This is a genomic window from Bradyrhizobium sp. AUGA SZCCT0177 (genome assembly GCF_018130125.1).
Taxonomy (GTDB): domain Bacteria; phylum Pseudomonadota; class Alphaproteobacteria; order Rhizobiales; family Xanthobacteraceae; genus Bradyrhizobium.
Map to the genome: position 1 here is coordinate 208,287 of NZ_JAFCMA010000005.1, position 17,330 is coordinate 225,616.

16 protein-coding genes are annotated in these 17,330 nt (G+C 63.0%); 8 read left to right on the forward strand and 8 right to left on the reverse strand.

Annotation, left to right across the window (positions count from 1 at the left end; genetic code table 11):
- Positions 1-2 precede the first annotated feature (2 nt).
- Together JQ597_RS08185 and JQ597_RS38250 are read right to left on the reverse strand one after the other, a co-directional pair.
- Positions 3-722, reverse strand: a complete 720-nt coding sequence (locus tag JQ597_RS08185) for an ABC transporter ATP-binding protein (RefSeq protein WP_212263691.1) — start codon at positions 720-722, stop codon at positions 3-5.
- Positions 719-3,553, reverse strand: a complete 2,835-nt coding sequence (locus JQ597_RS38250; RefSeq protein ID WP_349628801.1) for an ABC transporter permease subunit — start codon at positions 3,551-3,553, stop codon at positions 719-721. Before JQ597_RS38250 ends, JQ597_RS08185 begins: the two co-directional genes overlap by 4 nt.
- Positions 3,554-3,627: 74 nt before the next feature.
- On the opposite strand from JQ597_RS38250, the gene JQ597_RS08200 reads away from it, so the two are divergent.
- The 3 genes from JQ597_RS08200 to JQ597_RS08210 all read left to right on the forward strand — a co-directional run bounded on the left by JQ597_RS08200 (position 3,628) and on the right by JQ597_RS08210 (position 6,510).
- Positions 3,628-4,197: a winged helix DNA-binding protein gene (locus JQ597_RS08200; protein WP_212263692.1), complete on the forward strand. Its 570-nt coding sequence runs from the start codon at positions 3,628-3,630 to the stop codon at positions 4,195-4,197.
- A 263-nt stretch (positions 4,198-4,460) separates the two neighbouring features.
- Positions 4,461-5,648, forward strand: coding sequence for an ABC transporter substrate-binding protein (locus JQ597_RS08205; protein ID WP_249147589.1), 1,188 nt, complete (start codon positions 4,461-4,463; stop codon positions 5,646-5,648).
- A gap of 79 nt (positions 5,649-5,727) precedes the next feature.
- A complete protein-coding gene (locus JQ597_RS08210) occupies positions 5,728-6,510 on the forward strand; it encodes an aspartate/glutamate racemase family protein (protein WP_249147592.1) in 783 nt (260 codons plus the stop codon).
- A gap of 3 nt (positions 6,511-6,513) precedes the next feature.
- Here the strand turns inward: JQ597_RS08210 and kynA are convergent, their stop codons facing one another.
- Positions 6,514-7,383, reverse strand: coding sequence for a tryptophan 2,3-dioxygenase (gene kynA / locus JQ597_RS08215; RefSeq protein WP_249133270.1), 870 nt, complete (start codon positions 7,381-7,383; stop codon positions 6,514-6,516).
- Positions 7,380-8,573, reverse strand: coding sequence for a kynureninase (gene kynU, locus JQ597_RS08220; protein WP_212263693.1), 1,194 nt, complete (start codon positions 8,571-8,573; stop codon positions 7,380-7,382). Before kynU ends, kynA begins: the two co-directional genes overlap by 4 nt.
- A gap of 186 nt (positions 8,574-8,759) precedes the next feature.
- Between kynU and JQ597_RS08225 the strand changes: the two genes are divergently transcribed.
- On the forward strand, positions 8,760-9,596 hold the full coding sequence (locus JQ597_RS08225; protein WP_212263694.1) for a hormone-sensitive lipase: 837 nt from the start codon (positions 8,760-8,762) through the stop codon (positions 9,594-9,596).
- A 30-nt stretch (positions 9,597-9,626) separates the two neighbouring features.
- Here the strand turns inward: JQ597_RS08225 and JQ597_RS08230 are convergent, their stop codons facing one another.
- Positions 9,627-10,382: a helix-turn-helix transcriptional regulator gene (locus JQ597_RS08230; RefSeq protein WP_212263695.1), complete on the reverse strand. Its 756-nt coding sequence runs from the start codon at positions 10,380-10,382 to the stop codon at positions 9,627-9,629.
- Positions 10,383-10,527: 145 nt separating this feature from the next.
- Between JQ597_RS08230 and JQ597_RS08235 the strand changes: the two genes are divergently transcribed.
- Positions 10,528-11,313, forward strand: coding sequence for an alpha/beta fold hydrolase (locus JQ597_RS08235; RefSeq protein ID WP_212263696.1), 786 nt, complete (start codon positions 10,528-10,530; stop codon positions 11,311-11,313).
- Between the two features lie 8 nt (positions 11,314-11,321).
- On the opposite strand, the gene upp is transcribed toward JQ597_RS08235, so the two are convergent.
- Genes upp through JQ597_RS08250 form a run of 3 tightly spaced genes read right to left on the reverse strand, consistent with a single transcriptional unit; the run spans position 11,322 to position 14,472 of the window.
- Positions 11,322-11,951: a uracil phosphoribosyltransferase gene (gene upp, locus JQ597_RS08240; RefSeq protein WP_212263697.1), complete on the reverse strand. Its 630-nt coding sequence runs from the start codon at positions 11,949-11,951 to the stop codon at positions 11,322-11,324.
- A 16-nt stretch (positions 11,952-11,967) separates the two neighbouring features.
- Positions 11,968-13,191 (reverse strand): URC4/urg3 family protein, encoded by a 1,224-nt coding sequence (locus JQ597_RS08245; RefSeq protein WP_212263782.1) that lies wholly within the window; start codon positions 13,189-13,191, stop codon positions 11,968-11,970.
- Between the two features lie 30 nt (positions 13,192-13,221).
- A complete protein-coding gene (locus JQ597_RS08250) occupies positions 13,222-14,472 on the reverse strand; it encodes a GTP cyclohydrolase II (protein ID WP_212263698.1) in 1,251 nt (416 codons plus the stop codon).
- A 318-nt stretch (positions 14,473-14,790) separates the two neighbouring features.
- Between JQ597_RS08250 and JQ597_RS08255 the strand changes: the two genes are divergently transcribed.
- Genes JQ597_RS08255 through JQ597_RS08265 form a run of 3 tightly spaced genes read left to right on the forward strand, consistent with a single transcriptional unit; the run spans position 14,791 to position 17,323 of the window.
- Positions 14,791-15,561: a 5-oxoprolinase subunit PxpA gene (locus JQ597_RS08255; protein WP_212263699.1), complete on the forward strand. Its 771-nt coding sequence runs from the start codon at positions 14,791-14,793 to the stop codon at positions 15,559-15,561.
- Positions 15,558-16,286, forward strand: coding sequence for a 5-oxoprolinase subunit B family protein (locus JQ597_RS08260; protein WP_212263700.1), 729 nt, complete (start codon positions 15,558-15,560; stop codon positions 16,284-16,286). The genes JQ597_RS08255 and JQ597_RS08260 overlap by 4 nt, the downstream gene beginning before the upstream one ends.
- Positions 16,283-17,323 (forward strand): 5-oxoprolinase subunit C family protein, encoded by a 1,041-nt coding sequence (locus tag JQ597_RS08265; RefSeq protein WP_212263701.1) that lies wholly within the window; start codon positions 16,283-16,285, stop codon positions 17,321-17,323. The genes JQ597_RS08260 and JQ597_RS08265 overlap by 4 nt, the downstream gene beginning before the upstream one ends.
- Positions 17,324-17,330 lie beyond the last annotated feature (7 nt).

Consider the following 17,330-nt stretch of genomic DNA (forward strand, 5'->3'; position numbering starts at 1 on the left):
GGTCAATGCCCTCCGCCCAGATAAGTTGCCTGCACGCGGGCATCGCCGAGCAGGCTAGCGGCTTCACCGTCGAGCACGATTTCGCCGGTTTCCAGCACATAGCCGTAGTCGGCGATTTCAAGCGCCGCCTTCGCATTCTGCTCAACCAGCAGGATCGAGACTCCGGCATCGCGCAGGCCAGCGACGATGCGCAGGATGTCACGCACGATCAGCGGCGCGAGGCCGAGGCTGGGCTCGTCGAGCATCAGGAGCCGCGGCGCCGACATCAGCGCGCGGCCAAGCGCGAGCATCTGGCGTTCGCCACCGGAAAGCGTGTCGGCGCGCTGGGAACGACGTTCGGCAAGGCGTGGAAAGCGTCCATACGTCTCCTCAAGCGCGCGGGCGACGAAGGCGCGATCCGAACGGCGCGGGTAGGCCCCGAGCACGAGATTGTCGTAGACCGTCAACTCTCCGAACAGCTCCCGCGTCTCCGGCACCAGGCAGAAGCCGTGCTCGACACGCGCCTCGACGTCGAGCTTCAACAAATCCTGGCCTTCGAAGATAAGCCGGCCGCGCGATGGCAAAAGGCCGATGGTGGCCGCAAGCAGGGTGGTCTTGCCCGCGCCGTTCGGCCCGATCACCGTGACGATCTGGCCTCTCTGCAGCGATAGCGAAACGCCGCGTACGGCTTCGACCTTGCCGTAAGCCACATGAAGATCTGATATTTCGAGCATCGCGCTCATAATACGCCTCCGAGATAGGCTTCCTGCACCTTCGGATCGGCGCGGACCGCTGCCGGATTTCCCTCGACCAGTTTGCAGCCGAACTCCATGACCACCAGCCGGTCGACCAGGCCCATGACGAAATCCATGTCGTGCTCGACGATCAGGATCGTGACGCCTTCATCGCGAATCTGGCGCAAGACCTTGGCAAGCGCTTCCTTCTCGGGCGGCCGCAAGCCTGCGGCCGGCTCATCCAGCACCACCAGCACGGGATCGGCCGCCAGCGCGCGGGCAACTTCGAGGATGCGCTGTCCGCCGAGCGGAAGGTTGCCGGCGAGTTCGTAAGATTTGTCGCCGAGGCCGACGCGCTGCAATTGCCGCTGGGTCTCGTGCAGCGTCCGCCGCTCTTCGGCGCGATCGAGGCGAAGCGCGCTCTTCAGGAAACCGGTCGCGGTGCGCGCATAGGCGCCGAGCGCGACGTTGTCGATCAGGCTCATGTTAGGCCGCAGCTTCACGTGCTGGAACGTGCGCGCGATGCCCATGCGCGCGATTTCCATCTGTGGACGGTACGTGATGTCCTGGCCCAGGAAACTGATCCGGCCGGCATTGGCCTGCAAGGCGCCGGTCAAGAGGTTGAACATCGTGCTCTTGCCGGCGCCGTTCGGACCGATCAGGCCCAGGATCTCGCCGGCCTTGAGATCAAAACTCACTTTGTTGACGGCGGTCAGTCCACCGAAGGTCCTCACGGCGTTTTCGACGTTCAAAATCAGCGTGCCATTTTCCGGCAGCGCGCGGCGCGGCATCGCCTCGGCGACCGCGGGCGCCGGGCGCGTGCCCTTGGGCAGGCGCTTGGCGATGAACGCGATGAGGCCACCGCGGGCATTCTGCAGCAGCAGGACAAGGAGAACGCTGAAAGCGATGATCTCGAATTGCGCCGGGTTCTTCGTCACCAGCGGCAGCACATCCTGCAACCAGTTCTTGAGCAGCGTGATCAAAGCGGAGCCGGCGACGGCGCCCGCGATATGGCCGGCACCGCCCGCCATCGCCATCAGCAGGTATTCGATGCCGGGCTTGACGTCGAAGGGGGCGGGGCTGATGAACCGGTTCATGTGCGCATAGAGCCAGCCGGCCAATCCGGCGAGCAGGGCCGCGATCACGAAGGTGACAAGGCGAATTCGAAAGATGTTGACGCCGAGGCTCGCCAACAAAACTCCGCCGCCACGCAGGCTTCGGATCGCACGGCCCTCGCGGGAATTGAGCAGATTGGCGCTCGCCAGCATCGCGAGCCCGACCATCAGCCAGATCAGATAGAAGATGGTTTGCGAGGAGATCAGCGGGACCGAGGCGATGGTGATCGGCGGGATGCCGGCCATGCCGGTATTCTGCCCGAGGCCCGGGACATTGCCGAACAGGAAATAGATCGAGATCCCCCACGCGATCGTGCTGAGCGAGAGGAAGTGCCCGCCGAGCCGCAGCGTCAGCGCGCCGATCGCCAGCGCCGCAAGCCCGGTCATTGCCAGCGCCAGCAGCAATCCGACCCACGGCGACAAATCGAGGGTCACGGTCGCCCAGGCCGTCGCATAGGCGGCGATACCAACAAAGGCGGCTTGCCCGAAAGACGTCATGCCGCCGATGCCGGTCAGCAACACCAGCCCGAGCGCGACCAGCGCGGAGATGCCGATATAGTTGAGAAGCGTAATGGCGAAGCTGCCGAGCAGTGCAGGTGCGATCAGCAGGGCGATGACGGCGGCGCTGATCAGGCCGATGCGAAGCGGCGCGCTCAACGCGATCGCGTCGGGCATTTCCATTTCCTCGCCTTCCTCATCGGCATGCCCGGCCGACTTCCAGGACTGCCAGAGCAGCACCGGGATCAAGAGGCCGAACACGATCACTTCCTTGTAGGAACTGCTCCAGAACGAGGCGAAGCTTTCCATGATGCCGACGAACACGGCGCCGAGCGCTGCGATCGGATAGCTGGTGAAGCCGCCGATGATGGCGCCGATAAAGGCTTTCAGCCCGATCATGAAACCGGAATCGTAATAGATCGTCGTGGTCGGACCGATCAGGATGGCGGAGACGCCGGCGAGCAGCGAGGCAATGAAATAGGCGATCGTGCCGGTGCGTGCCGGCCGGATACCGACGAGCCGGGCGCCGATGCGGTTGACCGCGGTCGCGCGCAGCGCCCGGCCCGACATCGAGCGCTCGAAGAACAGGAAGAACAGCAGGCTGAGCAGGGCGGCGGTGACCAGCATCAGCAGGACCTGCGCCGATACGATGACGCCGCCGAAGCTGTAGATGCCATTGACCAAGGGACGAATGCGGAATCCTTCGGCGCCAAAGGCCATCAGGCCCAGTCCGCTGATCGCGAAATGAACCGCCAGCGCGATGATGAGCAGAACCAGCACGGAAGCATCGGCGGCGGGCCGGAACGCGATGCGGTCGAGCAGCGGGGCGATCGGCAGCACGAGCACCAGCGCAAGGATGATCTGCACCGCCTGGGGCAGGGCGTACGATGCGGCGACCCAGGCCAGCGCGCAGGGAATAAGCGGCAGCAGGCCATACATGAAAAACGAACGCGGGATCCGCGCGTGTTCGCCTGATCGGTAATGACCGGCCGCATCGACAATGGTTGCGATAATGGCCAGGATCGCGACCACCCAGATCGTGCCTGGCACCCGGCCAAGTTCGAACGCGGCGATCGAGAGTACGCAGAACGCCGTGATATCGCCGAACGGCACGAACACGACGCGGGTGACCGAAAAGATCAGCACGAGGCCGAGGCCCGCCAGCAGGTAGATCGCTCCATTGGCGATCCCATCGAGCAGCAGAATGATGGCGATTTCAGTCGTCATGCGATCCAGCACCTTGATTAGTCAGGTTAATACATTAAATTGCTGTTTGAAATTGATATTTGAGGAGGCATTCTGTGGCCAAAAAACAAGCAGTTTCGGCACAAATAACGGCAGTAGTCTCGGAGCCGGCCGCCGAAATTTCGCCGATCGAGCAGACCGTGAACGCGTTCGAATATGCCGCCTGGCATTTCGGTTCGGCGTTCGCGCGCTGGCGGCGCGACTGTCTGGGCGCCATGCCAACGAACGCGCTGGGCGGTACGGAGGCCTCGATCCTGCATGTGCTTCATCTCAATGGCACGCCGAAGGGCCTGAGCGATGTGGCGCGGCTTCTGCACCGCGATGATCTTGCCAATCTGCAATATGGGCTGAAGAAGCTGCTTTCGCTGGGCTTTATCGAGAAAGCGAGCAATGGCGCCTCGCGCCGCAACACCACTTACGTGCCCACCGAGCCCGGCCGTGCCATCGTCGACGCTTATCTGCAGCACCGGCGCGACACCCTGGTGCGTCTGGTCGGCAGCATGTCGGGCACCCAGGACGCACTGCAGCAGGCGACCTCGATCCTCCATGTGATGACCGGTCTCTACGATCAGGCCAGCACGATCCTGTCGAGCCAGATCGGCGACACCCTCGGCCTTCGGCCATAAGGCATGAATTGCAACTTTAATCGGTAAGTTGATCATGTGAATTGCCTCTTGACTGGGGCCATACTGCACGCTTTTATATTTTATGTCTAAAACAATTTTTGTCCGGAATGGCGGATGGCGCGGCTGTGAACAGTAAATCAAGCCACGACGCGGGGACGAACCGGCGGCCATGCCGCCGTCGGCCTGCCATCGCTCCGGTCTCCCACTTCTTCAGTAGCCCGGCCCCCGTCGACTGACCGGCGGCCCAACAGGAGGTAGCGACGATGAGCAGACAGATGATTTCGCGCCGAAACGTTCTCGTCGGCGGTGCAGCACTCTCCGGTTTCGTCGCGGCTCCCGCGATCCTTCGGGCGCAGTCCGCTCCCATCTCCGTTGGTTTCGTTACCGGTCAGACCGGACCGGGCGCCTCCATCGGCATTCCCTATTCGAGGGGAATTGCCGCTGCCATGGCTTACCTCGACACGATCGAAGGCCATAAGATCAGGCTGGTTCAGATGGACGATGGCGGCGATCCGTCGGCCTCCACGCGCAATGCCCGCAAGCTAGTCGAAGAAGAAAAGGTCGACCTGTTGATCGGGACGTCGGGGCTGCCTGGATCGGTCGCGATGGCGGCGGTCGCCGGCGAGCAGAAGGTGCCGTTCGTTTCCATCTCGCCGCTTCCGCCGACGGCGGGCAAGGGTGACGGCGGATTCTGGGCGATTTCGATTCCGCAACCGCCACCGCTGATGGTCGCGGCGGTGGTCGCGCAAATGCAAAAAGCCGGCATCAAGAGCCTCGGCTATATCGGCTTCAGCGACGCCTGGGGCGATCTCGTCTTCAACGCGCTGTCAAAGACGGCCGCGCCCGTTGGCATCAAGATCCTGACAGACGAGCGCTATGCGCGTCCCGATACCACGGTGACCGCACAAACGCTCAAGATCATGGCCGCCCAGCCCGATGCCGTCATGACCGGCGGTTCGGGAACGCCGGGGGCGCTGCCGTTTTTGGCGCTGCGCGAGCGCGGTTTTCGCGGCCCGATCTACGGCACGCATGCCCTGATCAACCCTGACTTCATCCGGGTCGGTGGTGCTGCGGTCGAAGGCGTTCTAGCGCCGACCGGGCCGGTGATCGTCGCCGAACAATTGCCCGACAGCAATCCGGTGAAGAAGGTCGGTCTGGAATTCCGCGCCGCTCACCTCAAGGCCAACAACGTGGCATCGACCGACGCCTTCTCGGCCTATTCCTTCGACGGCTGGCTGGTTTTCGCCGCCGCGGCCAAGCGCGCGCTCGCGTCGACACCGCCCGGCACGCCTGCCTTCCGCGCGGCGTTGCGCGATGAGCTCTACCGCACCAAGGACGTGGTGGGCTCGCATGGCGTCTACAACTATACCCAGAACGACAATTCCGGTGTCGACGAACGCGCACGCGTCATCGTCACGCTCGAGAAAGGGGCGTGGAAGCTGCTGGGCTGAGCCACGGCTCCGACGATCGCGCCGCATTCATCAAACGCCGCGCCGTCCTTAGGGACGCGCGCGGAAGGAGACGCCTGCCATGAAGCCGATCCGCATCTGGTATCAGAGCTACGTCGACTACGAGAACGGCAAGACCTATTGGGATCGTTTGCGCAAACATCTCGATGACGTCGTCGAGCCCGGCACCACGATCGACATCAAGGGCATTACGCCGCACGATTCCTATGCCCACGCCATCGTCGAATTCCGTTGTGCGCGCGAAGTGATCTGCAATGCGGTGCGGGCTGAACGCGAGGGGTACGATGCCTTCGTGATCGGCCACTTCCAGGATGCGGGTTTATACGAAGCCCGCTCGGTGGTCGATATTCCGGTTCTGGCGCTCGGCGAATCGTCGATGCTCCACGGCTGCCAGCTCGGCCAACGCAGCGGCATCATCACGATCAATCCCCGCTACATTCCCTGGTTCCATCACCAGATCACTAAATACGGGCTGGAGCGCCGCGTTGCGGGCACCCACGCCATGACGTTCGAGCCGGGGCAGATCTTGAAGGCCTATGAATCGGAAGCGCTGGCGCGTGAGGTCGAAGAGCTGTTCGCCGAACAGGCGCGGCCGCTGGTGGCCAAGGGTGTCGAAGTGCTGATCCCGGGCGGCGGCATCCCGATGCTGCTGTTTGCTGCGCTCCGCAATCACGCGATCGACGGCGCGCCCGTCATCAACGGCATACCGATCGTGGTGAAGGTGGCTGAAATGGCGGTAAAACTTCGCCGTCTCACCGGCCTCGGCGTCAGTCGCGCGGGGGAATTCGTCAAGCCGCCAGCGGAGATCATCGAGGAATTCATGACGCATCCGAAGCTCGGCTAGGGCCTAAAGCTCCGTTCTTACTTTCCAAAGCTCCGGAAAGAGTTCGACCTCGAGCATCTTGCGCAAATAGGAAACGCCCGACGTACCGCCGGTTCCGCGCTTTAGGCCGATAATGCGCTCGACCGTCGTGACGTGGTTAAAGCGCCAGCGGCGAAAATAGTCTTCGAAATCGACCAGTTTTTCGGCCAGCTCGTACAGCATCCAGTGTTTGTCGGGAGATGCGTAGACGGTCTTCCAGGCAGCCAGCACCTTGTCATTTGCGGTCCGCGTCAGGCGCCAATCCGTTCGATGCGCATCTTCGCCGATGTCGAAGCCGTTGCGCGCCAGCAGAAGCAGGGCTTCGTCGTAGAGACTGGGCTGGCTCAGAATCTCCTCCAGCTTCGCGACGATGTCGCCGCGGTGGGCATGAGGGCCAAGCATTGCAACATTGCGGTTGCCGGCGAGGAATTCGATCGCCCGGTACTGGTACGACTGGAAGCCTGACGATTGGCCGAGCTGGTCGCGAAATTCGGTGTACTCGCTCGGCGTCATCGTCCGCAAAACATCCCAGGCGCCCGTGAGCTGCTCGAAGATTCGGGCGATGCGCGACAGCATCTTGAACGCGGGTTGGAGCTTGTCGTTGTGGATGGCCTTGATGGCGGAGCGGATTTCGTGGATCGCCAGCTTCATCCAGAGTTCGGAGGTCTGATGCTGTATGATGAACAGAAGTTCGTCATGCGCATCCGAAAGCGGTTCCTGCGCGTCCAATACGCGTTCCAGATGCAGGTAATCACTGTAGGACATCCGCCCGTCGAACGACATCTGGGCTCCCTCGCGGGAGGGGTCCAAAGGTTTTTCGGTCAAGGGTTTTTCGGTCACGGGTTTTTCGGTCATGTCACGACAGCCATTTTGCGATACTCCGCGGCATCCCAGCGGCGATTGTTCACGACGTCCTCGATCGCATCGACCGCCGCGCGAACCTCGGCCTCGCCGATGTAGAGCGGTGTAAACCCGAAGCGGATCGCGTCGGGGGCGCGAAAATCGCCGATCACACCGCGCGCGATCAGCGCCTGCATGATCGCGTAGCCGTAGGCGTGGCGAAACGACACTTGGCTGCCGCGCTTGTTGCCGTCCCGCGGCGAGGCCAGCGTCAACTCCGGACAGCGGGCTTCGACTTCGCGGATGAACTGATCCGCCAGCGCGATTGACGCCTTGCGGACCTCGTTCATGCTGACGCCCTCCCAGACATCGAGCGCTGCGTCGAGCGCGGCCATCGCAATGACGGGAGGCGTTCCAACCCGCATCCGTTCGATGCCGGCGCCGGCCCGGTAATCAAGATCGAAGGCAAACGGCGCCTGATGCCCCATCCATCCGGAAAGTGCCGGCCGCGCCATGTCGGCATGGTCAGGTGCGACATAGATGAAGGCCGGCGCGCCAGGACCGCCATTGAGATATTTGTAGGTGCAGCCGACCGCGAAATCGGCTTTGGCGTCTGACACGTCGACCGGGATGGCTCCCGCGGAGTGGGCGAGGTCCCAAACCGTCAATGCGCCGGCGGCGTGCGCTTTCTGCGTCAAGGCCTTCATGTCGTGAAGGCGGCCGGTGCGATAGTCGACCTCGGTCAGCATCAGCACCGCAATCGTTGCGTCGATGGCGTCTTCGACTTCCTCGGGGGCAACAATCTTGAGCTGATATCCCCGGTCGAGCGATCTGAGCAGACCTTCGGCCATGTAGAGGTCGGTTGGAAAGTTGCCGTTGTCCGACAGGATCACACGCTTGCTGGAATTGAGTTCGAGCGCTGAGGCAAGCGCTTGATAGACTTTGATCGACAGGGTGTCGCCGATCACCACGGTGCCTTCAGGCGCGCCGATCAGCCGGCCGACGCGATCTCCGATGCGGCGCGGCTGAGCCATCCAGCCGGCGCTGTTCCAGCCCCTGATAAGCTGTTTCCCCCATTGCTCGGACATCATGCTGCGGACGCGATCGGTCGCCGCAACGGGGAGGGGACCGAGCGAGTTGCCGTCGAGATAGATGACGCCATCCGGCATATGGAACAGGGATCGCGTTCGCGTGAAATCGGTCATCATTGGCCTCGTTCGCAGGCGGCGGATACTCGCATGGCGGCGAATTGTTTCAAGCCCATAAGTTATATGTCTAAAATACTTTTGGACTTGTCCTGCTGGCGGCCGATGTGAGTAGATATCACCCAACTGAATCCTGATCGTAGGCGCCTGCGCCGGCTACTCAAGACCAAACGGAAACCGACCCGCATGATCTTTCATCAGATTTCCGACTGGAACGACGCCTACGCCAATGGCCCCAACATCCCCGGTGGCGAACGCTGGCCGGCGGCCTGGGTGCAACCCGCCCAGACCTATCGCGATGAACTAGGGGGGAGTGGCCGCACGACGCTTGATGTCGGCTATGGCGAGCGGCCGCGAAACCGCTTCGATCTGTTCCGCCCCGAGGGCCAGCCCAAGGGCCTGGTCGTTTTCGTTCATGGCGGGTTCTGGCGCGCCCTCGACAAGAGTTTTTGGTCGCACCTCGCGCGCGGCTCCGTCGAAAGCGGCTATGCGGTGGCGATGCCTTCCTACACACTATGCCCCGCCGTTCGCGTTGCCGACATTACGCGCGAAATTGCCGCCGCGATCACGCAGGCGGCCTCGATGGTGGAAGGCCCGATTTTCCTGACAGGCCACTCCGCAGGCGGACACCTGGTCACGCGCATGATTTCGGCGACTTCGCCGCTGTCGGAGCCCGCCCGCGCGCGCATCCGCAATACCGTCTCGATCTCGGGCGTCCATGACCTTCGCCCGATGCTGAAGACCACGATGAATGCCGAGCTGCGGATCGACGACGCCGAAGCGCAAACCGAAAGCCCCGCGCTCCTGCAGCCTTTGCCTGGTGCCCGCGTGACCTGCTGGGTGGGCAGCGCGGAGCGCCCGGAATTCGTCCGCCAGAACGCCCTGCTTGCCAACATCTGGACCGGGCTCGGCGCGCAAACCTGCACGATCGAAGAACCCGGTCGCCACCATTTCAACGTCATTGACGGCCTGGCCGACCGGAATCATCCGATCGTCCGGACCCTCCTGGCCGATGCCGCGTAGTTCACCATGACTTTGGAGGCATCGACGTGTTTATTCGGTCGCGGAAGGTCCACGATGAAGCCGCGCGACGAGGGCCGCGCGATTGCCCACCGCGAGCTTCTCGAAAATATGGTCGAGATGCGAACGGACGGTCCAATAGCTGATCTGCAGTGATCTGGCGATGGCGCGATCGGTTAAGCCGTTCACAACGCCCGCAGCTATCTGCCGTTCCCTGACCGTCAGTTGCTGAAAGCAAAGCGAAGCGGGGGCGAGGCTCTGGTTGCGCACCTCTCGGGTCGCCCGCAGCAGCACCGGCTGCAATAGTCCCAGCAGCAACATTTCGCGCGACCCGACCGGCGTGCGGCCTCGATCGCGCCAGAACCTGAAGTCGCCAACGTTCGTACCGCCGTCATGGAGATGGAGATCGATACCGTCGGTGGTCCGGTAGGTCCGCAAGAATTCGTGGAAGTACCGCGTGCGCTCGAGTTCATCGCGGCGGATCACCGAATAGATCGGCGTCGGACCCTTGCGGTGCCGAAGCCGCGGCGAAATAGGGTCACAGCCCTGGAATTCCGCGACATAGGCCCGCGCCATGTCCATTCCGCGGCCGACGCACATGGCGTTTTCGTAGCGGCCACTGGCGGGATTCCACAGGGTGGTCCCGATGAAATCCATCGATAGCAGGTGCTGCAGATCCGAGGCCACGCCTGGCGCTGTCAGCAACCAATCGGGAGCCAATGGCTGGAGCAGGGCCTCGCTCACCCGCTTCAGGAGCGTCACATCCTTGGAAGAAAGACTAAGCGCCATGGCGTTGCCGAGGGCTCCTGTCGTGCAGTGAGGCGCATCCCAGAAAACAGGGATAGTGGGCAAATATTGTGAAAGCTAGCGTGGGGTGCGTCAAGCGCGGGAGGGGCGCCCCGTCAGCTCCCGGTGGATCAAGACGAGGAACGACATGAAGATCTCAATGCCGGACGGATGCGGCCTCCACGTCGAGTCGGAAGGACATGGTGATACGGCCATCGTGTTTCTGCACGGCATCATGATGAGCGGTGCCGTCTTCAAGCGCCAGGTCAGCGCGCTGTCTGCCGACCATCGGGTCGTCACCGTCGATCTCCGCGGCTTCGGCCAGTCCGACAAGCCGGAGACCGGGTACTCCGGAGAGAACTTTGTCGCTGATCTGAAGGGCGTCATCGATCATCTCAATCTGACGCGGCCGATCATTGCCGGCTGGTCGATGGGCGGAGCCATCGCGCTGGCATTTGCGGCGACGTTTCCTGGGATAGCCTCGCGATTGGTGCTGATCGGTACGACGCCATGCTTGATTCAGCGACCCGATTGGCCGCACGCGGTGCCGCCGGCGGCCGCCGAGCAACTCGGGCAGGCGCTGGCAACCGACTATGACGCGGGCGTCGACGGCTTCTGTCGCATGATGTTCCCGGAAGCCAATTCTGAGGATGATATGAACTTTGTCAGGCAGATCATGCTGGCGACACCGCCGCGCGTCACGCTGGCCTGCATGCAGAATCTCGGCGGCAGCGATCTTCGTCCCCTGTTGGGCTCGATCCGCGAACCGGTCAGCGTGCTCTGCGGTACTGAAGACATGGTCTGTCCGCCGGCGGCAAGCCAGTTCCTGGCTGATACGCTTGGCGGAAAAATCGCACTCATACCCGGCGGCGGGCACTGCGCGTTCCTGACCAGGGCCGAGGAATTCAACAGCGCGCTCCGCGCGGCACTTTGATCACCAGCCTATTTGGTGCCATAGGCACGGTCACCGGCATCGCCGAGACCGGGCACAATGTAGGCGTTGTCGTCCAGCCCCTGGTCGATCGCGGCGAGCCAGATCGGAACGTCCGGGTGAATGCCGCGCACGCGCTCGACGCCTTCCGGTGCGCCGATCAGGCACACCAGCCTGATGTCGTTGGCGCCGCGCTCTTTCAGCCGGTCGATCGCGGCGACGGCGGAGTTCGCCGTTGCCAGTATCGGTGAAATCACGATCACCAGTCGCTCGTGCAGATCACTCGGGGCTTTAAAGAAATATTCGACGGCAACGAAGGTTTCCGGCTCGCGGTAAAGACCGATATGCGCGATACGCGCGGTCGGCACCAGATCGAGCATGCCGTCGGCAAACGTAATGCCGGCGCGCAGTATCGGTGCGAACACCAGCTTCTTGCCCGCGATCTGCGGCGACATCATATGCGCAAGCGGCGTTTCTATTTCGACGTCGGCCAGCGGCAGGTCACGGGTGACTTCGTAACACAGCAGCATCCCGATCTCCTTGAGGAGTTCGCGAAACGACTTGGTCGAAACTTCCTTCTTCCGCAACAGCGTCAGCTTGTGCTGCACCAGCGGATGACTAACGATCGTGACGCCGTCCATGTTGCTAATCCCAAATCTAGAAAACAGTGCCGTCGCTGATAATTTTCACCGGCGGCGAAGCGTCGGCGCGGCGTTCGCGCGCCAGCAATCGACCCGCCGCCCAGGTGCCGCCTTCGAGAATTTTTGCCAATGGCATCGAGGTGGCATCGACTTTGAGCCGGTGTCGTAAACCATCGGCGATGCGGTCAAGCAGCGCCACCGTCAGCGCACGCCATTCCACGACCAGCGGTGACGCGACCTCGTGTTCCCTTTGCGCGGATTCCGGATCGCGAAACGCGAGCACGCCGATATCGATGAACAGTCCGCCATTGCGATATTCAGCGAGGCCGGTGAGGCCATCGATATCGGTCACGGTGATGCCGGCCGTTTGCAGCGGCTCGATCAGGGAGTAAGCCAGCCATTGCGAGAGCTTGTGCAGCGGCACGAGTCCATTTGTGGCATCCGCTGTCGTCAATGCTGGATGCTTCCAGCAGTCGCCGAGCGGGATTCCGCCCAGCGTCAGCCGCGATGGCCAGATTGGGCCGAGCTGTTGCAGCAACTCCACAAGAATGGTTGGCGCGGGAAGCTTTCCGCCGTAGGCGAGTTTCGCCAATCGATCGAACAGGCCGCCGGGCCGCGGCGTGTCCTGGCTGCCGAACACATCCGGCTTCGAGACCACCAGTTGGCCCAGCCGGCGCAATAGCTCGGCGCGACCGTCCATTCCGACCAGCGGATTGGTATCCGAGACCTGCATGCCGCTCTCGAGGTCGGCGACGGCCAGAATTGCAAGAATCTCGCCATCGGCGCGCAGCGGTTCCTGCGGATCGGTGGAGAATGCGCCGCCCGCGAACATCGCGAGGCTGGCGAGCCCCAATCCTTCCGAACGGCCGATGTCAGATCCGGTTTTCGGATCGTGGTAGCGCCACGACGGTCCGGCGCCGGCATCGAGGAAGACGCTGACGATCGCCAGATCGAATTCGGCCCGGGCGCGGGCCGCCCGACCGAGCCATTTGGTCCGGCCGGCGATATCGGCCCAGCGATTATCCCCATTGGTGACGAAGTGCCGCCAGCGCGAATGAAAGGGAACGTCGAAGGAGGGATAGGCCTTGCGCGTGGTCTCCAGCACCAAATCGACGGCGCTGTCCATGCGATCGAGGTGAACACGGAAATTCGGCAGCCTGTCGTCAAGGCCGATTGCGAGCATGCGATGCGCCCGCTCACGGACCGCGCTGGCGTTCAGCAATGACAACGCGGCCGACATCTTCGGATCTGCGGGGGACACAGCGCCCTCTCAAAATTTTTCGAGCGGACGGCCGACCGGATTGTCCGGACTTTCTTGCGGCTCGGGCGTGTAGTAGCCGGCGGCTTTCTTTGCCGCGATTTCCACATGCGCGTCGGCTGGGATCATGTCGTCGGGGATAGGCACGCGTTCGACGATTTCGATGCCCTGGCCGGTCAGCGCGTCGTGCTTCATGTCGCTCATGGATACGAAGCGGTCGATCCGCTTCAGGCCGAGCCAATGCACCACATCCGGCATCAATTGCTGGAACCGGGCGTCCTGCACGCCGGCGACGCATTCGGTGCGCTCGAAATACTGGGCCGCGGCATCGCCGCCTTCCTGACGCTTGCGCGCGTTGTAGACCAGAAACTTCGTGACTTCGCCGAGCGCGCGGCCTTCCTTGCGATTGTAGATGATGATGCCGAGACCGCCGGTCTGGCCGGCGCGCGCGCATTCCTCGATGCCGTGAATGAGGTACGGACGGCAGGTGCAGATATCAGAACCAAACACGTCGGAGCCGTTGCACTCGTCATGCACGCGGCAGGTGATCTTGGTGCGGTGGTCCGGCAGCTTGGTAACGTCGCCGAACAGATAGGCGGTCGTGCCGCCGATCGGCGGCAGAAAAACCTGCAGATCGGGCCGTGTCACCAGTTCCGGAAACATGCCGGCGGTCTGCTCGAACAATTGCCGGCGCAAATTGTTTTCGGTGGTCGCGAAGCGCTCGGCCAGGCCCGGCAGGTACCACACCGGGTCGATCGCGATCTTGACCACGGAGACACTGCCGTTCTTGTGCACGAACTCGCCGTCGTGCTTGAGCCGTCCGGCTTCGATCGCCGCCTGCAACTCGGGCAGGTCAAGGCGCGCGCGGGTGATGGCAATGCTCGGGCGGATGTCGATGCCCTCGGCGATCTCGGTTGCAAAATTTTCCGCGGCGAGATGTCCCCAGGGATCCAGCGAAACGATCCGCTGCGGATCGGTCCATTGCGGAAACGGTCCAATGGTTTCGGCGGGATGGGTGTTGGTGAGATCCGGGCGTCGGATCGGATCGAGCGCGCCGGAGGAGACGGCCAGTGCCCGATAGACTGAATAGGAGCCGCCATGGGTGCCGATGACGTTGCGGTCCTGCGGGCGCGACACCGTTCCGATCACCGGTCCGCGCTCACGCGCGCTGGCGGCGCCCCAGCTGATTGGAAAGTTGAGCTTGGCACCCGGAGCCGGGTGCGACGTAATGCGAATATGATCAACCCGATTGGAACGAGTCATCGCTACGAACCCTGAAACGGCGACGGCCCGCCTGGACAGACGGGCCTGGTCACACCAACGTTAAATTCAGCAGCGGTTGCAGCTGAGAGAGCAATATAATCAAATTTTGGCCGATTACAACGGCGATCAGAACGCGCTACGGAGGCCTTCCCGGCCTGTTAACCTTTTGGGTGCGGTGCCGCGATGCCTGTTTTTATGCCCCCGCAGCATTGCAGGGCAGATATCGGCATCGGTCGATGCCTCCCGACTTTACGATCCCGTGTTTCGCGGCGAAGGTGACGTTCAATTGCGGACATCAGCAACGCTCAGGAGACCGCCATGCCAACCGTCGACCTCAATTCCGATCTTGGCGAAGGATTTGGGACTTATCGCTGCGGCGACGATGACGCTATGCTCGCCATCGTCACCTCGGCCAACGTGGCCTGCGGGCTTCATGCCGGCGACCCCGAGGTGATGGCGCGGACGTTTGCCCTCGCGCGCAAGCGCGGCGTCGCGGTGGGGGCCCATCCCGGGTTTCCGGATCTGTGGGGTTTTGGCCGCCGCCGCCTCCCGTTCTCGAACGGCGAGATCGAGCGGCTCGTCGCCTACCAGATCGGCGCGGCCATGGCGCTTGCGGCTTACGCCGGTCATCGCATCACCTATGTGAAGACCCACGGCGCGCTCGGCAACATCGCCTGCGAGGAACGCGACGTTGCGGACGCGGTAGCGCGGGCGGTTCGGGCGGTCGATCCTAATCTGGCGTTGCTGGCCATCGCGGTGACGGAGCTGGTCGCGGCCGGTGAAGCCGCGGGACTTGAAATTCATCAGGAGATCTATGCCGACCGTGGTTACACCGAAACCGGGCAATTGATCCCGCGCGGTCAGCCCGGCGCAATGATCGAAGGCGCTGAAGAAGCTGCCGCGCGCGTGCTCGCGATGGTGCAGGCGGGGGCGGTGATCACCGCAAGCGGCAAGCATTTGCCGACACCGATCCGTTCGATCTGCGTTCATGGCGATTCCGACCATGCGGTTGCGACCGCCAGCCTCGTGCGCGCGCGATTGGAAAAGGCCGGTGTTACGCTGAAGCCGTTCAAGCCGATGGCCGCATGAAACTGCAGATCGATCCGCGCTTTCTCGACGCGGGGGAAGCCGCCCTCGTCGTCGAATTCGGTGACATCGTTGATCCCGTGATTAACGACAGGGTGCTTGCCCTCGACGCGGCTTTGCGTGCCGATCCTCCGACGGGAACGCGTGAATTCGTGCCGACCTATCGCTCGCTGATGATTCACTATGATCCGCTTGGGATCGACAGGGAAACGCTGGTTGCCATCGTGCGCCGTATGATGACGGGTCTTACCGAATGGCGGGGCGAGGGCACCATTTGGACGTTGCCTTGTTGTTACGATCCCGCGCTGGCCGAGGACCTCGACGAGGCCGCCAGGATTCTCGGCCTCACGCGGGATGACGCCGTCGCTTTGCATACGAAGGCGACGTATCGCGTCTATATGTGTGGTTTCACGCCTGGCCAGATCTATCTGGGCGGCGTACCCGAGCAGCTGAAGATCTCGCGCCGCGCGACCCCAAGACCGCCGCATCCGGCCGGTGCGGTGTCGATCGGAGGTGGTCTTGGCACCGTGGTGCCGTTCGTGATGCCGACCGGTTGGTATGTCATCGGCCAAACGCCGGAGCGCCTCTTTGCCGCGGAACGCCAAGATGCCTTTCTGATCCAGGCCGGCGATCTCGTGCGGTTCGAGCCGATCGATCTCGTGACATTTCGCGATCTGGCGCAACGCGCCGGGAGCGGCGAAATCGTTGCCCGCAAGCGTGCCGCATGAGGGCTGACGCTTCGGAGGCGATCCTTCGCATCCTGTCGGCCGGGCCGGGTGCAACGCTGCAGGACGCCGGCCGGCACGGCTATCTGCGCTTTGGTGTCACTGCCGCAGGCCCGATGGATCAACTGGCGCACGCCACGGCAAACCTAGCGGTCGGCAATCCCGCGGGCGCAACCGCGATCGAAGTATCCGTCGGTGGGTTAGAGGTGACCGCTGAATCTGGACCGCTCTGTGTCGCCGTTGCCGGCGGCGAATTCTCGCTCAGCCTCGACGGCAGGTCGCTCCCACCGGCGGTGGTACTCAATCTGGAGGCAGGCGCCGTGCTGAAAATTCGCGCCGGCGGTCGCGGCTCCTGGTGCTATCTGGCGGTGGCGGGCCACTTTATCGTGCCAAAGGTGCTGGGCTCTCACGCCACCCACACGCGCACCGGCTTTGGCGGCGTGAATGGCCGCGCGCTTGCCGCGGGCGATCGTCTCGCCATCGAGCGATCCGCTTCTTCGACATCGTCGCTGAGCGCCATCGCAGCACCATGGCTCGACCGTCCCCTCGACACCATTCGCGTGGTCCTAGGCCCTCAGCACGACTACTTCGCCAACGACCAGATCGCCGCGTTTCTTGCCGGGCCCTGGACGGTCTCCGCCAAGGTCGATCGCATGGCGTATTATCTTGACGGACCCCGGCTGACGCACGCGCGTGGCTACAACATCGTGTCTGACGGGATCGCCATGGGGGCGATCCAGGTGCCGGGAGACGGCCGTCCGATCGTTCTGATGGCCGATCGCCAATCCACCGGCGGTTATCCGAAGATTGCAAACATCATCGGACCCGATCTTGGCCGGCTGGCGCAGGCGCGACCGGGAGCGGTGTTCAGATTCGCGGCGGTCACGATCGGACAGGCGGTCGAAGCGCGCCGCAGCGAGGCCGCGTTGCTGGCGCGCGGCATTGTCGTCGAGCCGCTGACGCGCACCGAACTCAGCTCCGAATTTCTGCTCGGCCTCAATCTGATCGACGGTGTTGTCGGCGCTGAGGCCTCCGGATGAGGCTCCG